General features: G+C 38.6%; 19 protein-coding genes and 1 tRNA gene. 5 read left to right on the forward strand and 15 right to left on the reverse strand.

Going from position 1 to position 15,954, the window contains the following annotated elements:
• Nucleotides 1-644: 644 nt before the first annotated feature.
• Both CD31_RS23850 and CD31_RS23700 read left to right on the forward strand, forming a co-directional pair.
• Nucleotides 645-854 (forward strand): Arm DNA-binding domain-containing protein, encoded by a 210-nt coding sequence (locus CD31_RS23850; RefSeq protein WP_036078258.1) that lies wholly within the window; start codon nucleotides 645-647, stop codon nucleotides 852-854.
• Nucleotides 855-1,078: 224 nt separating this feature from the next.
• Nucleotides 1,079-1,666: a site-specific integrase gene (locus tag CD31_RS23700; protein ID WP_052125380.1), complete on the forward strand. Its 588-nt coding sequence runs from the start codon at nucleotides 1,079-1,081 to the stop codon at nucleotides 1,664-1,666.
• A 178-nt stretch (nucleotides 1,667-1,844) separates the two neighbouring features.
• Here CD31_RS23700 and CD31_RS13305 read toward each other — a convergent pair.
• Nucleotides 1,845-1,918 (reverse strand) — tRNA-Arg (locus tag CD31_RS13305).
• 221 nt (nucleotides 1,919-2,139) lie between these two features.
• Here CD31_RS13305 and CD31_RS13310 point away from each other — a divergent pair.
• Together CD31_RS13310 and CD31_RS13315 are read left to right on the forward strand one after the other, a co-directional pair.
• Nucleotides 2,140-2,886, forward strand: coding sequence for an SDR family NAD(P)-dependent oxidoreductase (locus CD31_RS13310; protein ID WP_036078260.1), 747 nt, complete (start codon nucleotides 2,140-2,142; stop codon nucleotides 2,884-2,886).
• Between the two features lie 93 nt (nucleotides 2,887-2,979).
• On the forward strand, nucleotides 2,980-3,630 hold the full coding sequence (locus CD31_RS13315; RefSeq protein ID WP_016991536.1) for a hypothetical protein: 651 nt from the start codon (nucleotides 2,980-2,982) through the stop codon (nucleotides 3,628-3,630).
• On the opposite strand, the gene CD31_RS13320 is transcribed toward CD31_RS13315, so the two are convergent.
• The 13 genes from CD31_RS13320 to CD31_RS13375 form a co-directional block, all read right to left on the reverse strand.
• Nucleotides 3,627-4,325 carry a YqjF family protein gene (locus tag CD31_RS13320; RefSeq protein WP_036078263.1) on the reverse strand — a complete coding sequence of 233 codons (699 nt, stop codon included), beginning with the start codon at nucleotides 4,323-4,325 and terminating at the stop codon, nucleotides 3,627-3,629. The genes CD31_RS13315 and CD31_RS13320 overlap by 4 nt on opposite strands.
• Nucleotides 4,326-4,384: 59 nt before the next feature.
• Complete coding sequence (locus CD31_RS23010; protein WP_016991537.1) at nucleotides 4,385-4,546, reverse strand: DUF2639 domain-containing protein; 162 nt, start codon at nucleotides 4,544-4,546, stop codon at nucleotides 4,385-4,387.
• A 108-nt stretch (nucleotides 4,547-4,654) separates the two neighbouring features.
• A complete protein-coding gene (locus CD31_RS13325) occupies nucleotides 4,655-6,115 on the reverse strand; it encodes a protein adenylyltransferase SelO (protein ID WP_036078265.1) in 1,461 nt (486 codons plus the stop codon).
• A 129-nt stretch (nucleotides 6,116-6,244) separates the two neighbouring features.
• Nucleotides 6,245-6,748 carry a metallophosphoesterase gene (locus CD31_RS13330; RefSeq protein ID WP_016991539.1) on the reverse strand — a complete coding sequence of 168 codons (504 nt, stop codon included), beginning with the start codon at nucleotides 6,746-6,748 and terminating at the stop codon, nucleotides 6,245-6,247.
• 12 nt (nucleotides 6,749-6,760) lie between these two features.
• Nucleotides 6,761-7,354 carry an XTP/dITP diphosphatase gene (locus CD31_RS13335; RefSeq protein ID WP_016991540.1) on the reverse strand — a complete coding sequence of 198 codons (594 nt, stop codon included), beginning with the start codon at nucleotides 7,352-7,354 and terminating at the stop codon, nucleotides 6,761-6,763.
• 1 nt (nucleotide 7,355) lies between these two features.
• Nucleotides 7,356-8,105 carry a ribonuclease PH gene (gene rph, locus CD31_RS13340; protein ID WP_036078267.1) on the reverse strand — a complete coding sequence of 250 codons (750 nt, stop codon included), beginning with the start codon at nucleotides 8,103-8,105 and terminating at the stop codon, nucleotides 7,356-7,358.
• A 135-nt stretch (nucleotides 8,106-8,240) separates the two neighbouring features.
• Nucleotides 8,241-9,038, reverse strand: a complete 798-nt coding sequence (gene racE / locus CD31_RS13345) for a glutamate racemase (protein ID WP_036078269.1) — start codon at nucleotides 9,036-9,038, stop codon at nucleotides 8,241-8,243.
• 10 nt (nucleotides 9,039-9,048) lie between these two features.
• A complete protein-coding gene (locus CD31_RS13350; RefSeq protein WP_016991542.1) occupies nucleotides 9,049-9,501 on the reverse strand; it encodes a MarR family winged helix-turn-helix transcriptional regulator in 453 nt (150 codons plus the stop codon).
• Nucleotides 9,502-9,575: 74 nt separating this feature from the next.
• Nucleotides 9,576-9,797 (reverse strand): helix-turn-helix domain-containing protein, encoded by a 222-nt coding sequence (locus CD31_RS13355; protein ID WP_004226437.1) that lies wholly within the window; start codon nucleotides 9,795-9,797, stop codon nucleotides 9,576-9,578.
• A 187-nt stretch (nucleotides 9,798-9,984) separates the two neighbouring features.
• Entirely contained in the window at nucleotides 9,985-10,449 is a 465-nt protein-coding gene (locus tag CD31_RS13360) for an acyl-CoA thioesterase (protein WP_036078272.1), read from the reverse strand.
• Between the two features lie 193 nt (nucleotides 10,450-10,642).
• Nucleotides 10,643-11,422 carry a succinate dehydrogenase iron-sulfur subunit gene (gene sdhB, locus CD31_RS13365; RefSeq protein WP_004226431.1) on the reverse strand — a complete coding sequence of 260 codons (780 nt, stop codon included), beginning with the start codon at nucleotides 11,420-11,422 and terminating at the stop codon, nucleotides 10,643-10,645.
• Between the two features lie 5 nt (nucleotides 11,423-11,427).
• Nucleotides 11,428-13,182, reverse strand: coding sequence for a succinate dehydrogenase flavoprotein subunit (gene sdhA, locus CD31_RS13370; protein ID WP_004226429.1), 1,755 nt, complete (start codon nucleotides 13,180-13,182; stop codon nucleotides 11,428-11,430).
• Nucleotides 13,183-13,248: 66 nt separating this feature from the next.
• On the reverse strand, nucleotides 13,249-13,857 hold the full coding sequence (locus CD31_RS13375; protein ID WP_004226428.1) for a succinate dehydrogenase cytochrome b558 subunit: 609 nt from the start codon (nucleotides 13,855-13,857) through the stop codon (nucleotides 13,249-13,251).
• A gap of 272 nt (nucleotides 13,858-14,129) precedes the next feature.
• Between CD31_RS13375 and CD31_RS13380 the strand changes: the two genes are divergently transcribed.
• Complete coding sequence (locus CD31_RS13380) at nucleotides 14,130-14,564, forward strand: YslB family protein (RefSeq protein ID WP_016991545.1); 435 nt, start codon at nucleotides 14,130-14,132, stop codon at nucleotides 14,562-14,564.
• A gap of 98 nt (nucleotides 14,565-14,662) precedes the next feature.
• On the opposite strand, the gene CD31_RS13385 is transcribed toward CD31_RS13380, so the two are convergent.
• On the reverse strand, nucleotides 14,663-15,889 hold the full coding sequence (locus tag CD31_RS13385; RefSeq protein ID WP_036078274.1) for an aspartate kinase: 1,227 nt from the start codon (nucleotides 15,887-15,889) through the stop codon (nucleotides 14,663-14,665).
• Nucleotides 15,890-15,954 lie beyond the last annotated feature (65 nt).

The following is a 15,954-nucleotide window of genomic DNA, read 5'->3' on the forward strand; positions in this document are numbered from 1 at the left end:
AGCTGTCTAAACGAAATAACCGTGTCTAACTTTTAGGGGTCACTTCATTAATGAGTAGGGTTTTATTGTAAACTAAAATAGAGCAAATGTTCTATTTTATTGATGGAGTTGTTAAATGAATGAACTATACCACACACACACAAGTATTTATAAATAGGCTTTACAGCAAATTGAGAATAACAAAACCTTCACAACTAGATTTTATAAAAATTGCTACATCTTTAGAAATAAAGATTTTTTATTGAGACAAAACAAGTCAAGCACTTTTTGATGATCACCAAGTTTATATTTTTCTTAACAAAAAATTATCCCGTATACAACTGTGACAGGATTTTTGCCATGAGTTAGGGCATGTTTTATTACATACTGGACAGCAAGTGCGTATGTCCAAATCTTAGATAAAATATCTAGAGAACAAAGCAAATAATTTTATGTATCATGCCTGTGTCCCCTCTTTTCATGCTGGACGAAATGGATTATGATGTGCTCACTATTGAGAATGTTCAACAACTATATAATGTGGAATATGACTTCGCTGAAAAACGACTTCTCAATATTTTAATAAAAAAATGAATATGCCAAATAGGAATTAGGAATAGAACTTTTCTATGACCTTAATAACAATGTAATTGGGGGTGTCTATTATGGCGAGTATAACAAAGCGTGGAAAGACGTGGCAGTATTGTGTTAGTAGAATGGTAGAAGGAAAGTATAAACCTATACGGAAAGGTGGTTTCAGTACCAAAAAAGAAGCAACAATTGCAGCAGCAGCTATTAAAGCTAACATTGGGAAAATGGCTTTCCACCAATTCAAGAAGATATTCCTTTCACTAAGTATTTTATGGATTGGGTAAAAACATATAAAACCAATATCTCTGACATTACAATGAGATCCTATACAATCTTAAATTAAACGGATACTGCGAAAATGTTTGTTTAGAAGCAATTGACGAAGGTCTTATAAAGAATGATTTTACTCGAAATATTACAATTACAGGTGCCACTTCCAAAAAAGACTCTGAAAAATTTCTAAATCTAGCTGACACTGAAAGGCTCCTATATTATTTAAAAGATCATATTGAAAAAAAATATTAAAAATTTACCGAACATTGATAATGGTATCGAAAATTTACTACTGCTCCTTGCCTTAACTTCTGGTATGCGTTATGGTGAATTAGTTGGCCTCATCGAAACAGATTTTAACTTTAAAGAGAGTTTCATTCGTGTAGAACGGCAATGGAAATACAAAGAAGGCGGTGGCTTTAGTGGCTTAAAAAATGAAAGTTCTGAGCGCACAATAACCATTGATACAGAGACTATGCTATTGTTTAAGAAATTTTTCAAATATCGAACATCACACTCAGATAATCAATATCAACTAGTCTTTTTCGAAGATACATCCGATATTTTAGTCGTCACTAATGATCGATTAAATGATGTACTACTAGCAGCATTGAAACATCTTAAAATAACACCACTCATTACTGCTCATGGATTACGCCACACACATGCGAGCATTTTACTTTTCGAAGAAGTAAATTTGATTTATGTGTCTGAACGTCTAGGTCATTCAAGTATTGAAATTACTTCTTCTACATATGCCCATGTGCTAAAAAAATTGCGTGAACGTGATTCTAGAAAACAGCAGATGTATTTAAAAAGATGATGTTAATGCCTTCAACTAATATAGAGAGTGTAGATGTGTAGAAAATGTGTAGAAACCTTTTATTTTTATCTCTTTTTAACGACTTTTCAAAAATACTAAAAACACCTTAAATCCTTGATATTAAAGGATTTAAGGTGTTTTTTACTCTGTAGTTTCTCTTTCTAAAACTACCTATTGACGTCCCAGGAGGGATTCGAACCCCCGACCGACGGCTTAGAAGGCCGTTGCTCTATCCAGCTGAGCTACTGAGACATGATGTCGTTTCTTATGTATTCCATAGGAAGGACAATATTTATTATATGTACTTTATAGCATAATGTCAACATTAATTTTACTATGCAGGCAAGGTTTGCCTCATATTTTTTATCATATGTTGCTACAGCATCCATTATACCATTTCCTCACCCACTTAGCAGGACGGATAGCAAAATATTTGCTACACTATTGGCGATAAAAAAGTAGGAGGTATGAGGATGTTTAAAGATTTAGTCGTTATTGTCACTGGTGGTGCACAAGGGATTGGAAAGGGCATTACACTCGCATATGCACAACAAGGCGCAAAAGTGGTGATTGCTGATTTGAATGCAGGCTTAGGTCAACAGTTAGAACAGGATATGCTTGCTCAAGGCTACTCTGCATTATTTGTTCCAACGGATGTGACAAAGGAACAGGATATCATTCATTTGATGCAGCGAGCTGTTGAGCAATATGGGACCATTCATATATTAATTAATAATGCTGGGAAGTTTCAGTATCAATCTCCCTATGAGGTGACGTTTGATGAGTGGCAGGATTTGTTGCAGACGAATTTATCGAGCACCTTTTTCTGTGCCAGAGAGGCTGCAAAAGTGATGCGGCATAATGCAAAGGGTGGTTCTATTGTTTCGCTGGCCTCTACGCGTGCTGAAATGTCGGAGCCTCATACAGAAGCTTATGCGGCTACAAAGGGTGGTATCATAGCGTTAACACATGCTTTAGCGCGATCTTTAGGGCCCGATCAAATTACGGTGAATTGTATTTCACCTGGGTGGATTGAAACAGGTGATTACGAGGCACTACGGCCAATTGATCATGCGCAGCATTTGTCAGGAAGGGTTGGTCTGCCTGAAGATATTGCACAGGCTTGTCTCTATTTAACAAACCCGATGAATAACTTTGTAACAGGTATTAATCTTACAGTTGATGGTGGCATGACGAAGAAAATGATGTATGAAGCGTAATTTTGTCGTCTGTTCTTTTCTTTCTTGTTCTTCATACTCTGAGATTCCTTGGAGTATGCTACTGTAGGAGATAGAACAAGAAGGAGTGAAGCCTTGTACCCCTATTCAAATGGTTTTTCATTAAGCCAGCTGTATCATGCCCCCTATACGCAGTATACGGCTCCGATTCGTCACTTTTTACAGTCAAATGATTACCGACGCTGTATTAGTAAAGGCGAAGCAGACTTTATGGCTATGAACCGCTTACTTTGGATGGAGCATGTGAATTGGACACGGATGACTATTATTAGCATTGTGTTTAATTTGCCTGATTTACCCTTTGTGCAGCAGCGTTTGCTACGCAATGCAACCGATTTAGGGAATTGTTTACGCCCCTTTTATGGTGACTCCGTGGCGGATCGTTATGCAGCTTTAATTAAAGAGCATCTGGTAATTGCGGCTCAATTAGTGACAGCTGCTGCGAAAGGTGACGCTACCACAGCAGAAGCAAAAGAAAAGGAATGGTATCGTAATGCAGATGATATTGCTTTCTTTTTGCATACAATCAATCCATACCTAAGTAGAGAGGCAGTACAAAAAATGTTTTATACGCATTTAGCTTTAACGAAAAATGAAGCTGTCACGATGATACAAAAAGATTTTCAGGCAGATGTAGACGTATTCGATGAAATTGAAGCAGAGGCACTTGCGATGTCAGATATGATTGCCAGTGCCATCGTGATGCAATTTTGTTACCTCTTTTAATGTAAAAATCTTGATGCATTTATGACCATTTTACGCTCAACTGCTGGAGGAAAAACTCTCGCCGTTTTGTTTTTGGCATAATGAGCATGAGGCTGTATGCCCTGAAGACTACCCTTCATAAAAGAGGCTAATGTATTGCTTTGAATCGTTACGTTGGCTCGCTTTAATTCCCATGGGGAGTGGTGAATATCAATGCGAAAAAGTGTATCCTTCCATTTCGCCCATGAATGGTAACGCTCTACAATCCATCGGTCAAAATTAGTATTGGTCTTGTCTTCTATTGTATAAATAACCCTCAATCTTTCGTCACATGCTTTGTAATGGCTTGTATATGAATAGTGATTCCCTCTTTGTTTTACTAGGATGTTGGAATGGCGATATGGCAAGCTACCTATTGCCGTAATTTTTGATAAGAAATTATTCGTCACATCTAAATGAAAAAAATAGATGCCTTTCATGCCGTTATACTCCACATATGTTCGGACATTCAATTGTAAATAGGTATTCATCCCCGGAAGAGGTGGTAGAAAGCGTAGTCGATGTCGATAAACTTTAAAAAGGACAGCACTAAGCCAAGCATTTTGTTCAAAGAGATCGAGCTTCAGTTCTTTAGGTACATGTTTTTCGAGTTCTTGAGGGTCTATCGGCCAATGTAAAAATAGAACATCTTGCCATGTTTGAGTCATCATCCACATCGTAAAACTCCTTTCTAAGCACTAGTTTTTCCTAGAAAGGAGTTATTCAAACAAACGGTCTATTGATTTTGCTCAGCAGACTCTATTTCGACATAACGATAATATAAGTTTCGTAATTCAGATTCTTTATATAAGCCTAAATGACTTTTAAATTGAGGATGAACCATTATTCCATGAGCACGTAATACTTTGACAAACCAACCCTTTGAATACTTATGCACCGACCCTATTCTCCTTTATTTTTATTCATACATAGAATATGCGTTTGAATACGGTAGAGTGCCTTTATACAAATAAAAAACGAGAGAATAAATAACTCTCGTTTTTACTTATGTGCCACAAAACGTACGATATGGTTGATTCGTCGGTTCAGGTAATGAAGCGTATGCTTGTTGCTCTTTCGTATGGGCATAAGGCTGAGCTAGGACTTTTAGTAAGTTGTTCATCACACTATAATCGCCTCGTTCTACAGCCGCTTCCAAAGCTTCTTCTACCCTGTGGTTACGCGGAATAATAGCTGGATTATGTTGACGCATTAATTGCTGTGACATGTCTTTTGTTTGCTGCTGTCTCGCTAATCGAGCTTGCCATTTGTGATGCCAGTCCTTAAAAGCTGATGCGTTAAATAAAGGCGAATCCTCCAATTGCTCAAACGTTAAGGCGATAAATGTATTCGTATAATCTGCTTGGTATTGCTGCATAAGCTGAAGAAGCTCTTCAACAAGCTTGATGTCCTCTTGCTCCTCATTAAAAATGCCTAGCTTTGCACGCATTCCTTCCAACCAATTTTCTACAAATAATTTTGGATACTGTTGTAGCGTTTCTTGTGCCAGTTGAATGGCTTTTTCTTGATCATCATCAATTAAAGGTAGTAAGGACTCAGCTAAGCGCGTTAAATTCCAGCCACCAATGTTGGGCTGATTTCCATAAGCATAGCGTCCTTGGCGATCAATCGAGCTAAACACAGTCGCTGGATCATAGACGTCCATGAATGCACAAGGACCATAATCAATGGTTTCACCACTAATGGTCATATTATCGGTATTCATGACGCCATGAATAAAGCCTACTAACTGCCACTTTGCTATAAGGGTCGCTTGTTTCTTTATGACTTCCTGCAGCAAATAAAGATAACGATTTTGATCACCACTATTAGCTGGGTAATGTCGTTCTAATGCATAATCAGCTAAGAGCTGTAGCTCCTCATCTGTCCCCCATTGCGCAGCATATTGAAATGTCCCTACCCGCAAATGACTACTTGCAACTCGTGTGACAATAGCGCCTGGTAGTTCCGTTTCTCGAATAATCATTTCACCTGTAGTGACTACTGCTAGACTACGTGAAGTGGGAATCCCTAGCGCAAACATCGCTTCACTAATAATATATTCCCTTAGCATTGGACCTAAGGCGGCTCGCCCATCTCCACCCCGAGAATAAGGTGTTCTACCCGATCCCTTTAGAGCAATATCATACCGTTCATTTTGAGGTGTGATTTGCTCCCCATATAATAGAGCTCTACCATCACCTAGCATATTAAAATGACCAAATTGATGCCCTGCGTAAGCCTGTGCAATCGGTTCGCCACCCTCAGGGATTGTATTACCAGCTAAAACGGCTAATGCTTCCTCACTCTTTAAAGTCTGAATGTCTAATCCAAGTGATGCTGCAACTGACTCATTTAATAAGATCAATTTTGGTGAACGAACAGGATTTAACGATATGTCGGAATAAAAAATACTTGGTAGTTGAACGTAACTATTATCAAAATGCCAGCCAATTGTTTTTTTCATGTTTTCTCCTTTATTGCCTTTACGATTTATTTTTGCTATTTCAGCATTAATCATTCATAGGCAATTTTACCATTATCAGCAGCCCAAATAAAAATCCGCATACTTTGATAGTCATGCGGATTTCCCCTATTATTGTCGCTCAAATGTATATGTAGCCATACATTGATTGTCATCTGTCATGCAATCAACTTTAAAAGATGTTGCATTGATTTCCACAACAGCAAAGCTTTTCTCTTTACGGCCTCGTGGTTTTAATAAGCTGCCCGGATTTAAAAATAAGATGCCATCCATCATTTCAGCACCGAGTATATGAGAATGACCGAAACAAACGATCTGTGCACCTACTTCTTTTGCACGATAGGACAATGATAAGATGGAATTTTTCACATTGAATAAATGACCATGTGTTACATAAACTTTCACATCCTGGACAGTGAAAATTTCTTCTTCAGGGAAAGCTTTTTCACGATCACAGTTTCCACGTACTTTTTTCAATCCTTCTAATGCCTCATGTGAATAGGGAAGTTCACTATCTCCACAATGAACCACAACATCTATTTCAGGATAAAAACCTTTAACCTTTTCGATGACATGGCTATCACCATGTGTATCGCTCATAACAAGCATTTTCATGGATATCACCTCTTATTTGATAAGATTCGGTAATTGCTCCTTTAACTTGCGGATGGCATTGCCTCGGTGAGAAATTGAGCCTTTTTCCTCTGGTGAAAGCTCAGCCATCATTCGATTTAAGCTTGGCACGAAAAAGATTGGATCATAGCCAAAGCCGTTCGTTCCACGCTTTTCATGGGCAATAACGCCTTCACATGTACCAAATACTGTTGTTGTTGCAAAATCAGGTCCTGCAATTGCAATACAGCAGCAAAAACGTGCTGTACGTTTGTCATCTTCGACACCTTGTAAATTTTCTAATAGTTTAATCATATTTGCTTCATCGTCATGGTCACCAGCATAGCGAGCGGAGTACACACCTGGCTCACCATTTAATGCATCTACTGCTAAACCACTATCATCTGCAATAACAATGGTTCCAAGCTCCTTCGCTAATGCTTCTGCTTTTAGGATGGCATTTTCTTCGAATGTTGTTCCTGTTTCTTCTATTTCCATATCTGGGGCCACTTCAAACATTGTCACGACTTCATAACCAAGTGGTCCAAATAATGCTTCAAAGTCTTTTGCTTTTCCTTTATTTTTTGTGGCGATGACTACTTGTTTCATATTATTGATTCCCTCCAATCTTGTTTGCCATTTCACCAAGCGTTATTTTTTGAAGTTCAACTAATTGTTGTATGCCTTTTTCACCTAGTGCTAACAATTCATTTAGTTCTTCTCGAGAAAAGGTAGCTTCCTCTCCAGTACCTTGTAATTCGACAAATCGTCCTGCACCTGTCATCACAATGTTCATATCAACAGCTGCAGCCACATCTTCTACATAATTTAAATCAAGAATAGCCCCTTGTTCCACTACGATCCCAACACTTGTTGCTGCCAAAAAGTCTGTTACCGGGAATTTTTCGAATGGCTTTTCTTCAGCAAATTTAGCAATGGCCTGTGTCATGGCAACAAATGCTCCCGTAATGGATGCTGTACGTGTACCCCCATCCGCTTGAATGACATCACAGTCAATCCACACAGTACGTTCGCCTAGCGCCTCTAAATCGACTACAGCACGCAATGCACGTCCAATTAAGCGCTGAATCTCCATAGTACGTCCATTGACTTTCCCACGAGAGGATTCACGTGGTGTACGTTGAGCGGTTGCACGAGGCAACATGGAATACTCGGCTGTAATCCAGCCTTTCCCTTGCCCACGTAAAAAGCCAGGTACCTTGTCTTCCATCGTTGCTGTACAAATTACTTTTGTATTACCTACTTGAATTAACACAGAGCCTTCTGGATGTAATAGATACTCACTCTCTATTTTCACAGGTCTTAGCTCATCTGCATTTCTACCATCAAATCTTGTCATATAATTCGTTCCTCCTAAAAACTTTCGCGCCCTCATCTTAACATAATTTATGTCATCGAAAAAGTACTCGATAGCGGTTTATGTACAATGCTAAAAACGGCAAAAATCAGCCTAGCCTGTTGCTAAGCTGATTTTTTATTTTAATGTGATACGTTTTATGTCAAGAGTACCTTGCTCTAACCAATTCTCAGCAATCGAACGGAAAATTGGTACAGAACCAGTTGCAAAAAATTTATGAGCAGGCACCGCATTTACATTCGCTAAAGTGCCATTATACGCTAGCATTTCCTGAACATCCTTTGCTGTTTCCTCCGCAGAAGATAGTACGTTTACATCTTCTCCGACAACAGCTTCAATTTGTTTTTGTAAAATAGGATAATGTGTACACCCTAAAATAACCGTATCAAATTGTCGATTTTTCAACGGCTTTAAGCCTTCTGCTATTAAATTATTTGCAAAGTCACCTTTATATTCGCCACTTTCTACAAGTGGTACGAATGTTGGACAAGCTAGTGGAATAATATGTGTTGACGTATTGAGTGACAATAAGGCTTCTTCATAAGCCCCACTTTTAATTGTTCCTTCTGTTGCAAGCACAACGACTTCATGTCGCTTCGTTTTTTTTACAGCTGCACGTGCGCCAGCATTGATAACACCTAGTACTGGAAAAGGCATATTTCTTTGTAAACTTTCGAGTGCTACTGCAGTCGCTGTATTACAAGCTATAACGAGCATCTTAACATTCATTTTTTCGAGTGCTTTTGCCATTTGCCAAGTAAAATTCCGTACTTCCTGACGACTTCTTGGACCATACGGACACCTTGCTGTATCGCCAATATAATAAATCGTTTCGTTTGGCAATCGCTTCATGATTTCTTTTGCTACGGTTAAACCGCCTACTCCTGAGTCAATAACGCCTATCGGGGCATTCATACTTTCCGCCTCAATCCTGTTTCATGTGTACATGTAGTTTTTCTAAGTAGCTTGATAATTGCGCGACTTCTTGTTCATTAAAACCAACAAGCATCTCTTGCAAGTATTGCTGTCTTTTTTCAATAACTTCTTGAATAATACGTTCGCCCTTTTCGAGAAGATGAACGACAACGACACGGCGATCATTTTCATCACGCACACGCTTGACTAATTCATTTTTCTCCATTCGGTCCACTAAATCTGTTGTTGTGCTAAAAGCTAAATATAAACGGTTTGATAATTCGCCAATTGTAATATCACCAAGCTCTTCTAACCACTGTAATGCAACAAATTGTGGCGGCGTAATCGCATAATCGGAAACAATTTCTCTTCCCTTTTGCTTCACGATGGCCGCTATATAGCGTAATTCCTTTTCAACCGTTGCAACGGTTTCAGGTGAGTGCTTTGTTACTTCATCCGACATATAACTATTTCACTCCTAAAAATACGTTGAATAGTTCTATTTTGTCGTTTTTTTCACGAAATAGCAAGTGTCCATTAGTCTAATTTAAATTCTTCCAAGCGTAACAGCTCAATTAACGCCTGAGATCGATTCGTTACACCTAGCTTTTGAATTGTATTGGAAATGTGATTTCGCACTGTTTTTTCACTAATACCAAGCTGCTCTGCAATATCTCTCGTTGTTTTTTCAGCTAATAAAAGCGCAAATATTTCACGTTCTCGGTTTGTTAAAAGAGAACGATGATGAGAGCCATTCATTCAGTTACACCCTCCTCCCCCGCACGTATTGTAACTTATGTTAAGGGGCAGGAAGCGGTGACGGCTATTTGCATGATTATTCCATGTTTCCTTAAAAATTTCGAAAATTATATTGATACATTCGTAAATTTTACGTAAAATGCAATTCCTACTATTTTAATAAATTTACATACAGTTACATATTGAGCTAGTGAGGTAGCATAGCCAACTGATTTAATTTCGTTTTTTCTTCCTCTGAAATCGGTACACTTTTGCCTGTGCGAGGATCCATTTGCACAATCGTTCCACGACCAGTGAAACAAATTTCGTCCTTTTGATTTTTTGCTAGATAATGAATGTCCATCGATGAATTCCCAACTTGCGCGATTTTTGTATAAATTCGTAGAACGTCATCAAAGAAAACCTGCTTTACATAATCACATTGTAAATCGGCTACGATTGGTATAGATTTCACATCCTCTTCTCCAACTGAGGGCATTAAAATTCCTAAATGACGGAAATAATCAATTCTTGCTTGCTCAAAATATGTAAAGCTAATCGTATTGTTCATATGACCATACATGTCTGTTTCTGAAAATCGTACTCGTACCTCACTAAAAAATGAAAAACCCTTTTCCCACTCTTGAAAATTATCGATATAATTTGCCTTCATGATATACCATCCCCTGTCATGTAATTGCCCGTCTTTTATCAATCGACGGTAAACAAAATGAATACATATTCATTATAAAAGAAAATGCTATATTATCATAGAAAAAACGCGAATATTCAATTTGATAACTATTCATTTCTATAACTATAAAAAACTCCCTCACACGAAGTGTAAGGGAGTTCTTGTCCGTATATTAGTCTACGTAGTGGTCAGAACCGAAGAAGTTACGGAACATTTGCACAGTAGTTGCACGGTTTAATGAAGCGATAGATGTTGTTAAAGGAATACCTTTTGGACATGCAGCAACACAGTTTTGAGAGTTACCACAGTTTGCAAGGCCGCCATCACCCATAATCGCATTTAAACGTTCATCTTTAATCATTGCACCTGTTGGGTGAGTGTTGAAAAGACGTACTTGTGATAATGGAGCTGGTCCGATGAATGAAGCTTTTTCAGACACGTTTGGACATGCTTCCATACATACACCACAAGTCATACATTTAGATAATTCATAAGCCCATTGACGTTTACCTTCTGGCATACGTGGACCTTCACCTAAATCATACGTACCATCGATTGGTACCCATGCTTTCACTTTTTTAAGAGCGTTGAACATACGTTCACGGTCAACTTGTAGGTCACGAATAACAGGGAATGTTTTCATTGGCTCCAATTTAATCGGCTCTGTCAATTGGTCTACTAGTGTAGAACATGATTGACGTGGACGGCCATTGATTACCATTGAACATGCACCACAAACTTCTTCTAAACAGTTCATATCCCATGATACTGGTGATGTGTTTACACCATCTTCAGTAACAGGATTTTTTTGAATTTCCATTAAAATTGAAATTACGTTCATACCATGACGGTAAGGCACTTGGAATTTTTGCCAGTAGCTATTGCCGCCTTGTGTATCTTGACGTAAGATTTCCACTTTGACCATTCTTCCAGTATTAGCTGCGATTTGCATAACTTTTAGTCTCCTTTCGCAGAGTAGTCGCGTTTACGTGGTGGGATTAATGAAACGTCGACTTCTTGGTACGTGATGATTGGATTACCAGTAGCTGGGTCAAACTTCGCCATTGTTGTTTTTAAGAAGTTCTCATCATCACGGTTAGGGAAATCAGGTTTATAGTGTGCACCACGAGATTCATTACGTAATAGTGCACCTTTTGTCATTACTTTTGCAAGCACTAACATATTTTTAAGCTGACGTGTAAAGTGTGCGCCTTGGTTGCTCCATTTTTGCGTATCATTGATGTTGATATTATTCCAACGCTCAGTAAGCTCATCAAGTTTTTTCAATGTATCTTCAAGCTGATCATTGTAACGTACTACAGTCATTGTAGCAGTCATCATTTCACCAAGCTCTTTATGCAGTAAGTAAGCGTTTTCTGTGCCTTCCATTTTCATGATAGCATCCCATTTCGCTTGTTCCTCTTTTACACGTGCATCGTAAATCTCTTGTGGAAGATCTTCAGCATGCTTTTTAAGGTGTTTTACATAATCTACTGCGTTTGGTCCTGCAACCATACCACCGTAGATAGCAGATAATAGTGAGTTTGCACCAAGACGGTTTGCACCATGTTGAGAGTAATCACATTCACCTGCTGCAAATAGACCAGGAATTTCAGTCATTTGATTGTAGTCAACCCATAATCCACCCATTGAATAGTGAACTGCTGGGAAAATTTTCATTGGTAATTTACGTGGGTCATCACCTACGAATTTTTCGTAAATCTCGATGATACCACCAAGTTTAACGTCCAATTCATGTGGATCTTTATGAGAAAGATCTAGGTATACCATGTTTTCGCCATTGATACCAAGTTTTTGGTTTACACAAACGTCGAAAATTTCACGTGTTGCAATATCACGTGGTACTAAGTTACCATAAGCTGGGTATTTCTCTTCTAAGAAGTACCAAGGTTTACCGTCTTTATAAGTCCAAATACGACCGCCTTCACCACGAGCTGATTCTGACATTAGACGGTTTTTGTCATCTCCAGGAATCGCTGTTGGGTGAATTTGAATGAACTCACCATTCGCATATGAAGCACCTTGTTGATAAACGATAGAAGCAGCAGAACCTGTGTTAATAACAGAGTTTGTTGTTTTACCGAAGATAATACCAGGGCCACCAGTCGCCATAATAACAGCGTCTGCACGGAATGATTTAATTTCTTCTGTACGCATATCTTGCGCTACGATACCACGACAAACGCCGTCTTCATCGATAATAACACCAAGGAATTCCCAGTGTTCATATTTATTTACTAAACCAGCTACTTCATGAGAACGAACTTGCTCATCTAGCGCATATAGTAATTGTTGACCAGTTGTTGCACCAGAGAAAGCTGTACGGTGCATTAAAGTACCACCAAAACGACGGAAATCTAAAAGTCCTTCTGGTGTACGGTTGAACATAACACCCATACGGTCCATTAAGTGAATAATGCCAGGTGCTGCATCACACATACCTTTTACTGGTGGTTGGTTCGCTAGGAAGTCCCCACCATATACTGTATCATCAAAGTGGATCCATGGAGAATCCCCTTCACCTTTAGTATTTACCGCACCATTAATTCCGCCTTGCGCACAAACAGAGTGTGAGCGTTTTACAGGAACTAATGAGAATAAATCAACTTCAGTACCAACTTCAGCTGCTTTAATCGTTGCCATCAGACCGGCAAGACCACCGCCGACAACAATTATTTTGCTTTTCGCCATGATTATTTCTCACTCCTCTTAAAAAATTGCAATGATTGCATGTGCTCTATCGTAGCTTCTATTGAATTATACGAAAGCTAAAATAGCAGCCACACCAACTACACTTAGAATTACGAAAAGAATGTTTGTTACGTAAGTAGCGATCTTTTGAGACTGAGGAGATTGTGTAATACCCCAGCTTACTAGGAATGCCCATAAACCGTTAGATAAGTGGAAAGTTGCTGATAAAATACCAACAATGTAGAATCCAAGCATGAATGGATTAGCAACGATATTCGCCATCATGTCGTAATCAACGTGTGTGCCAAGTGCTTTTTGAATACGAGTTTGGAAAATATGCCATGCAATGAATATCACTAAGAATACACCAGTAAAACGTTGTAAAGAGAACATCCAGTTACGGTACGTACTGAAACGTCCTGTGTTTGGTGTAGCAGTGAATGCAATGTAGACACCATAGAATGCGTGGAACATTAATGGAATATAGATGACAATCCATTCAACTAGGATAAGGAATGGAATCTTTTCCATTACTGCGGTAGCATCGTTGTAACTTTCTGCCCCGCCTGTTGCTGTAAAGTTAATGAACAGGTGCATCGTTAAAAACAGACCTACTGGAATGATCCCAAGTAGAGAATGTAAGCGACGCCATAAAAACTCTCGATCTTTCGACAAGACTGTTACCCCCCTTAGTACTTAAAATAGCACAACAAAAGAAGTCATCATTTTGTAAATGATACTTCATTGACTGTGTATTTCATCATGGTACAATATTATGACATGTTTATTGTACTCTCAAGAGCTACGAGCGTCAAGGCAACTCGGAGTTTTTCATAGAGCTTATTAAAGAACTAATCTAGTACATGATGCGTCGTTTTTTCTCGAAAAATCTATCATTACTTTATTACCGTTAAATTTTAAGAAAATTCTAAGAAAGAAGGATAACAATGTTAAACACTCCATCTCCTACAATCTCATCATTTGGCTATGAGATCATTCGTGATCATATTCTATCTTCTATACTCGGTAAACATGAAGATGATGTCCTTTATTGGGCAGGTAAGGAGCTTGCTCGCAAGTTCCCATGTAAAAGTCAAGATGAACTTATCGCATTTTTCGCAGATGCCTGCTGGGGTACATTAGAACTCATAAAGGAATCAAAAGATGGACGCATTTTCCAGTTGACAAATGACCCTGAAATTCTGCAAATTAAGCAACGTAGCTTTAAACTTGAAGCAGGATTTATAGCAGAGCAAATTCAACTAGCGAAAGGCTACCTGACAGAATGCTATAATGAAAAACGGGAAAAGCAACAATACGTCATGTTTACAGTCAAATGGGATGTTAAAGAACGTATTATGAATACCATTCCCTTAGAATAATTAAAAAGGATTGTCTCCCATTAAAGAATGGGAGGACAATCCTTCTTTTTTCTTCCTTTTATTTCGGTCAATTACATAAAATGCTGTTTCTTCTATTATTATATGTAAAGTGCTTGCTCTAAATTAAACTCATCATGGAGAGCATTAGCTGCTTTGATCATATCATCCTGTGGGACAACAACGGACACTTTTATTTCAGAGGTACTTACCATTTTTACAGGGACATTTTCACGACGTAACCGATCAAACATACGAGCAGCAACGCCTGGATTAGAAGCCATGCCTGAACCTATGATAGAAACTTTTGCTAGCCCAATTTCGAAGTCAGCAAAACTAAATCCGAGTGATAATTTACTATCCTCTAACACACGTAATGCTTCCGCAAATTCCTCTTTTAAAATGGAAAACGATACAGTTGGCTTCAACCCATCAATAATGGCTTGGACAATAATATCTACATTAATACGGTTCTCTGCAAGAACCGTAAATATGTCTGCTAATGAAGCATTGGAAAAAGCATCATACCCTACTGTTAAACGAATAATATCCGATTCAAATGCCACACCACGAACGACTAAATTTTTTTCCATTTCTACTTCCTCCTTCAATAAAGTGCCTACTGATTCAACTAAACTTGAGCGTATAATAACAGGCATTTGAAATTTCTTCGCTAACTCCACCGCACGTGGATGTATGATATGAGATCCTAAGTTAGATAATTCCAACATTTCATCATAGGATATTTCCTGTAGCTTTTGGGCATTTGTAACATAACGTGGATCTGCTGTATAAACACCGTCCACATTTGTATACATATCAACTCTCTCCGCTTCTAACGATACAGCAAGTGCTACAGCTGCTGTTTCAGCTCCACCTTTCCCTAGCATGGTAATATTGTGCTCTTCGTCAATCCCCTGTTCTCCTGCAATGACTACAATTTGTCCCTGTGTAAAGTGTTCTTCCATTCGACTAACATCTATATAGTCGATTCGTGCATGTCGATACATACCGTCCGTATGTATACCAGCTTGCCATCCAGTTAGAGACACAGCATTATAGCCTGCTTCCTGTAAGGCGATGGCTAATAAAGCACTAGATAATTGAGAGCCTGTTGACAAAACCGCATCTAATTCTCGTTTCGATACATCGTCTGTTAGTTGATGTACCATCATTTTCATCTCTTTCACAGTGTGTCCCATCGCTGCAACGACCACCACTACATCAAAACCTTTGTCCTTTTCAGCAATCGCTTTTCGAGCAGCCTCTTGGATTTGTTCAGTGGAACCTAATGCAGCTCCTCCAAACTTCATCACGATTTTAGCCATTCTTTCATTCTCCCTTCCAGTTCATGTATTTCACCTAATTATGGGTTTCTAGAAAAACTAAAAGG

This window comes from Lysinibacillus boronitolerans JCM 21713 = 10a = NBRC 103108 (assembly GCF_000772935.1).
In the GTDB taxonomy this organism is placed as follows: Bacteria; Bacillota; Bacilli; order Bacillales_A; family Planococcaceae; genus Lysinibacillus; species Lysinibacillus boronitolerans.

Excerpts from the sequence above, each read along its gene's own strand:
- sdhB (WP_004226431.1), bottom strand. The coding sequence starts at position 11,422 with ATGCAAATCGCAGCTAATACTGGAAGAATGGTCAAAGTGGAAATCTTA.
- CD31_RS13355 (WP_004226437.1), bottom strand. The coding sequence starts at position 9,797 with ATGAATGGCTCTCATCATCGTTCTCTTTTAACAAACCGAGAACGTGAA.
- sdhA (WP_004226429.1), bottom strand. The coding sequence starts at position 13,182 with ATGGCGAAAAGCAAAATAATTGTTGTCGGCGGTGGTCTTGCCGGTCTG.
- CD31_RS13320 (WP_036078263.1), bottom strand. The coding sequence starts at position 4,325 with ATGTGGATGATGACTCAAACATGGCAAGATGTTCTATTTTTACATTGG.
- CD31_RS13385 (WP_036078274.1), bottom strand. The coding sequence starts at position 15,889 with ATGGCTAAAATCGTGATGAAGTTTGGAGGAGCTGCATTAGGTTCCACT.
- CD31_RS13360 (WP_036078272.1), bottom strand. The coding sequence starts at position 10,449 with ATGAAGGCAAATTATATCGATAATTTTCAAGAGTGGGAAAAGGGTTTT.
- rph (WP_036078267.1), bottom strand. The coding sequence starts at position 8,105 with ATGACAAGATTTGATGGTAGAAATGCAGATGAGCTAAGACCTGTGAAA.
- CD31_RS13380 (WP_016991545.1), top strand. The coding sequence starts at position 14,130 with ATGTTAAACACTCCATCTCCTACAATCTCATCATTTGGCTATGAGATC.
- CD31_RS23850 (WP_036078258.1), top strand. The coding sequence starts at position 645 with ATGGCGAGTATAACAAAGCGTGGAAAGACGTGGCAGTATTGTGTTAGT.
- CD31_RS13330 (WP_016991539.1), bottom strand. The coding sequence starts at position 6,748 with ATGAAAATGCTTGTTATGAGCGATACACATGGTGATAGCCATGTCATC.
- CD31_RS13325 (WP_036078265.1), bottom strand. The coding sequence starts at position 6,115 with ATGAAAAAAACAATTGGCTGGCATTTTGATAATAGTTACGTTCAACTA.
- CD31_RS13335 (WP_016991540.1), bottom strand. The coding sequence starts at position 7,354 with ATGAAACAAGTAGTCATCGCCACAAAAAATAAAGGAAAAGCAAAAGAC.
- CD31_RS13310 (WP_036078260.1), top strand. The coding sequence starts at position 2,140 with ATGTTTAAAGATTTAGTCGTTATTGTCACTGGTGGTGCACAAGGGATT.
- CD31_RS13350 (WP_016991542.1), bottom strand. The coding sequence starts at position 9,501 with ATGTCGGATGAAGTAACAAAGCACTCACCTGAAACCGTTGCAACGGTT.
- racE (WP_036078269.1), bottom strand. The coding sequence starts at position 9,038 with ATGAATGCCCCGATAGGCGTTATTGACTCAGGAGTAGGCGGTTTAACC.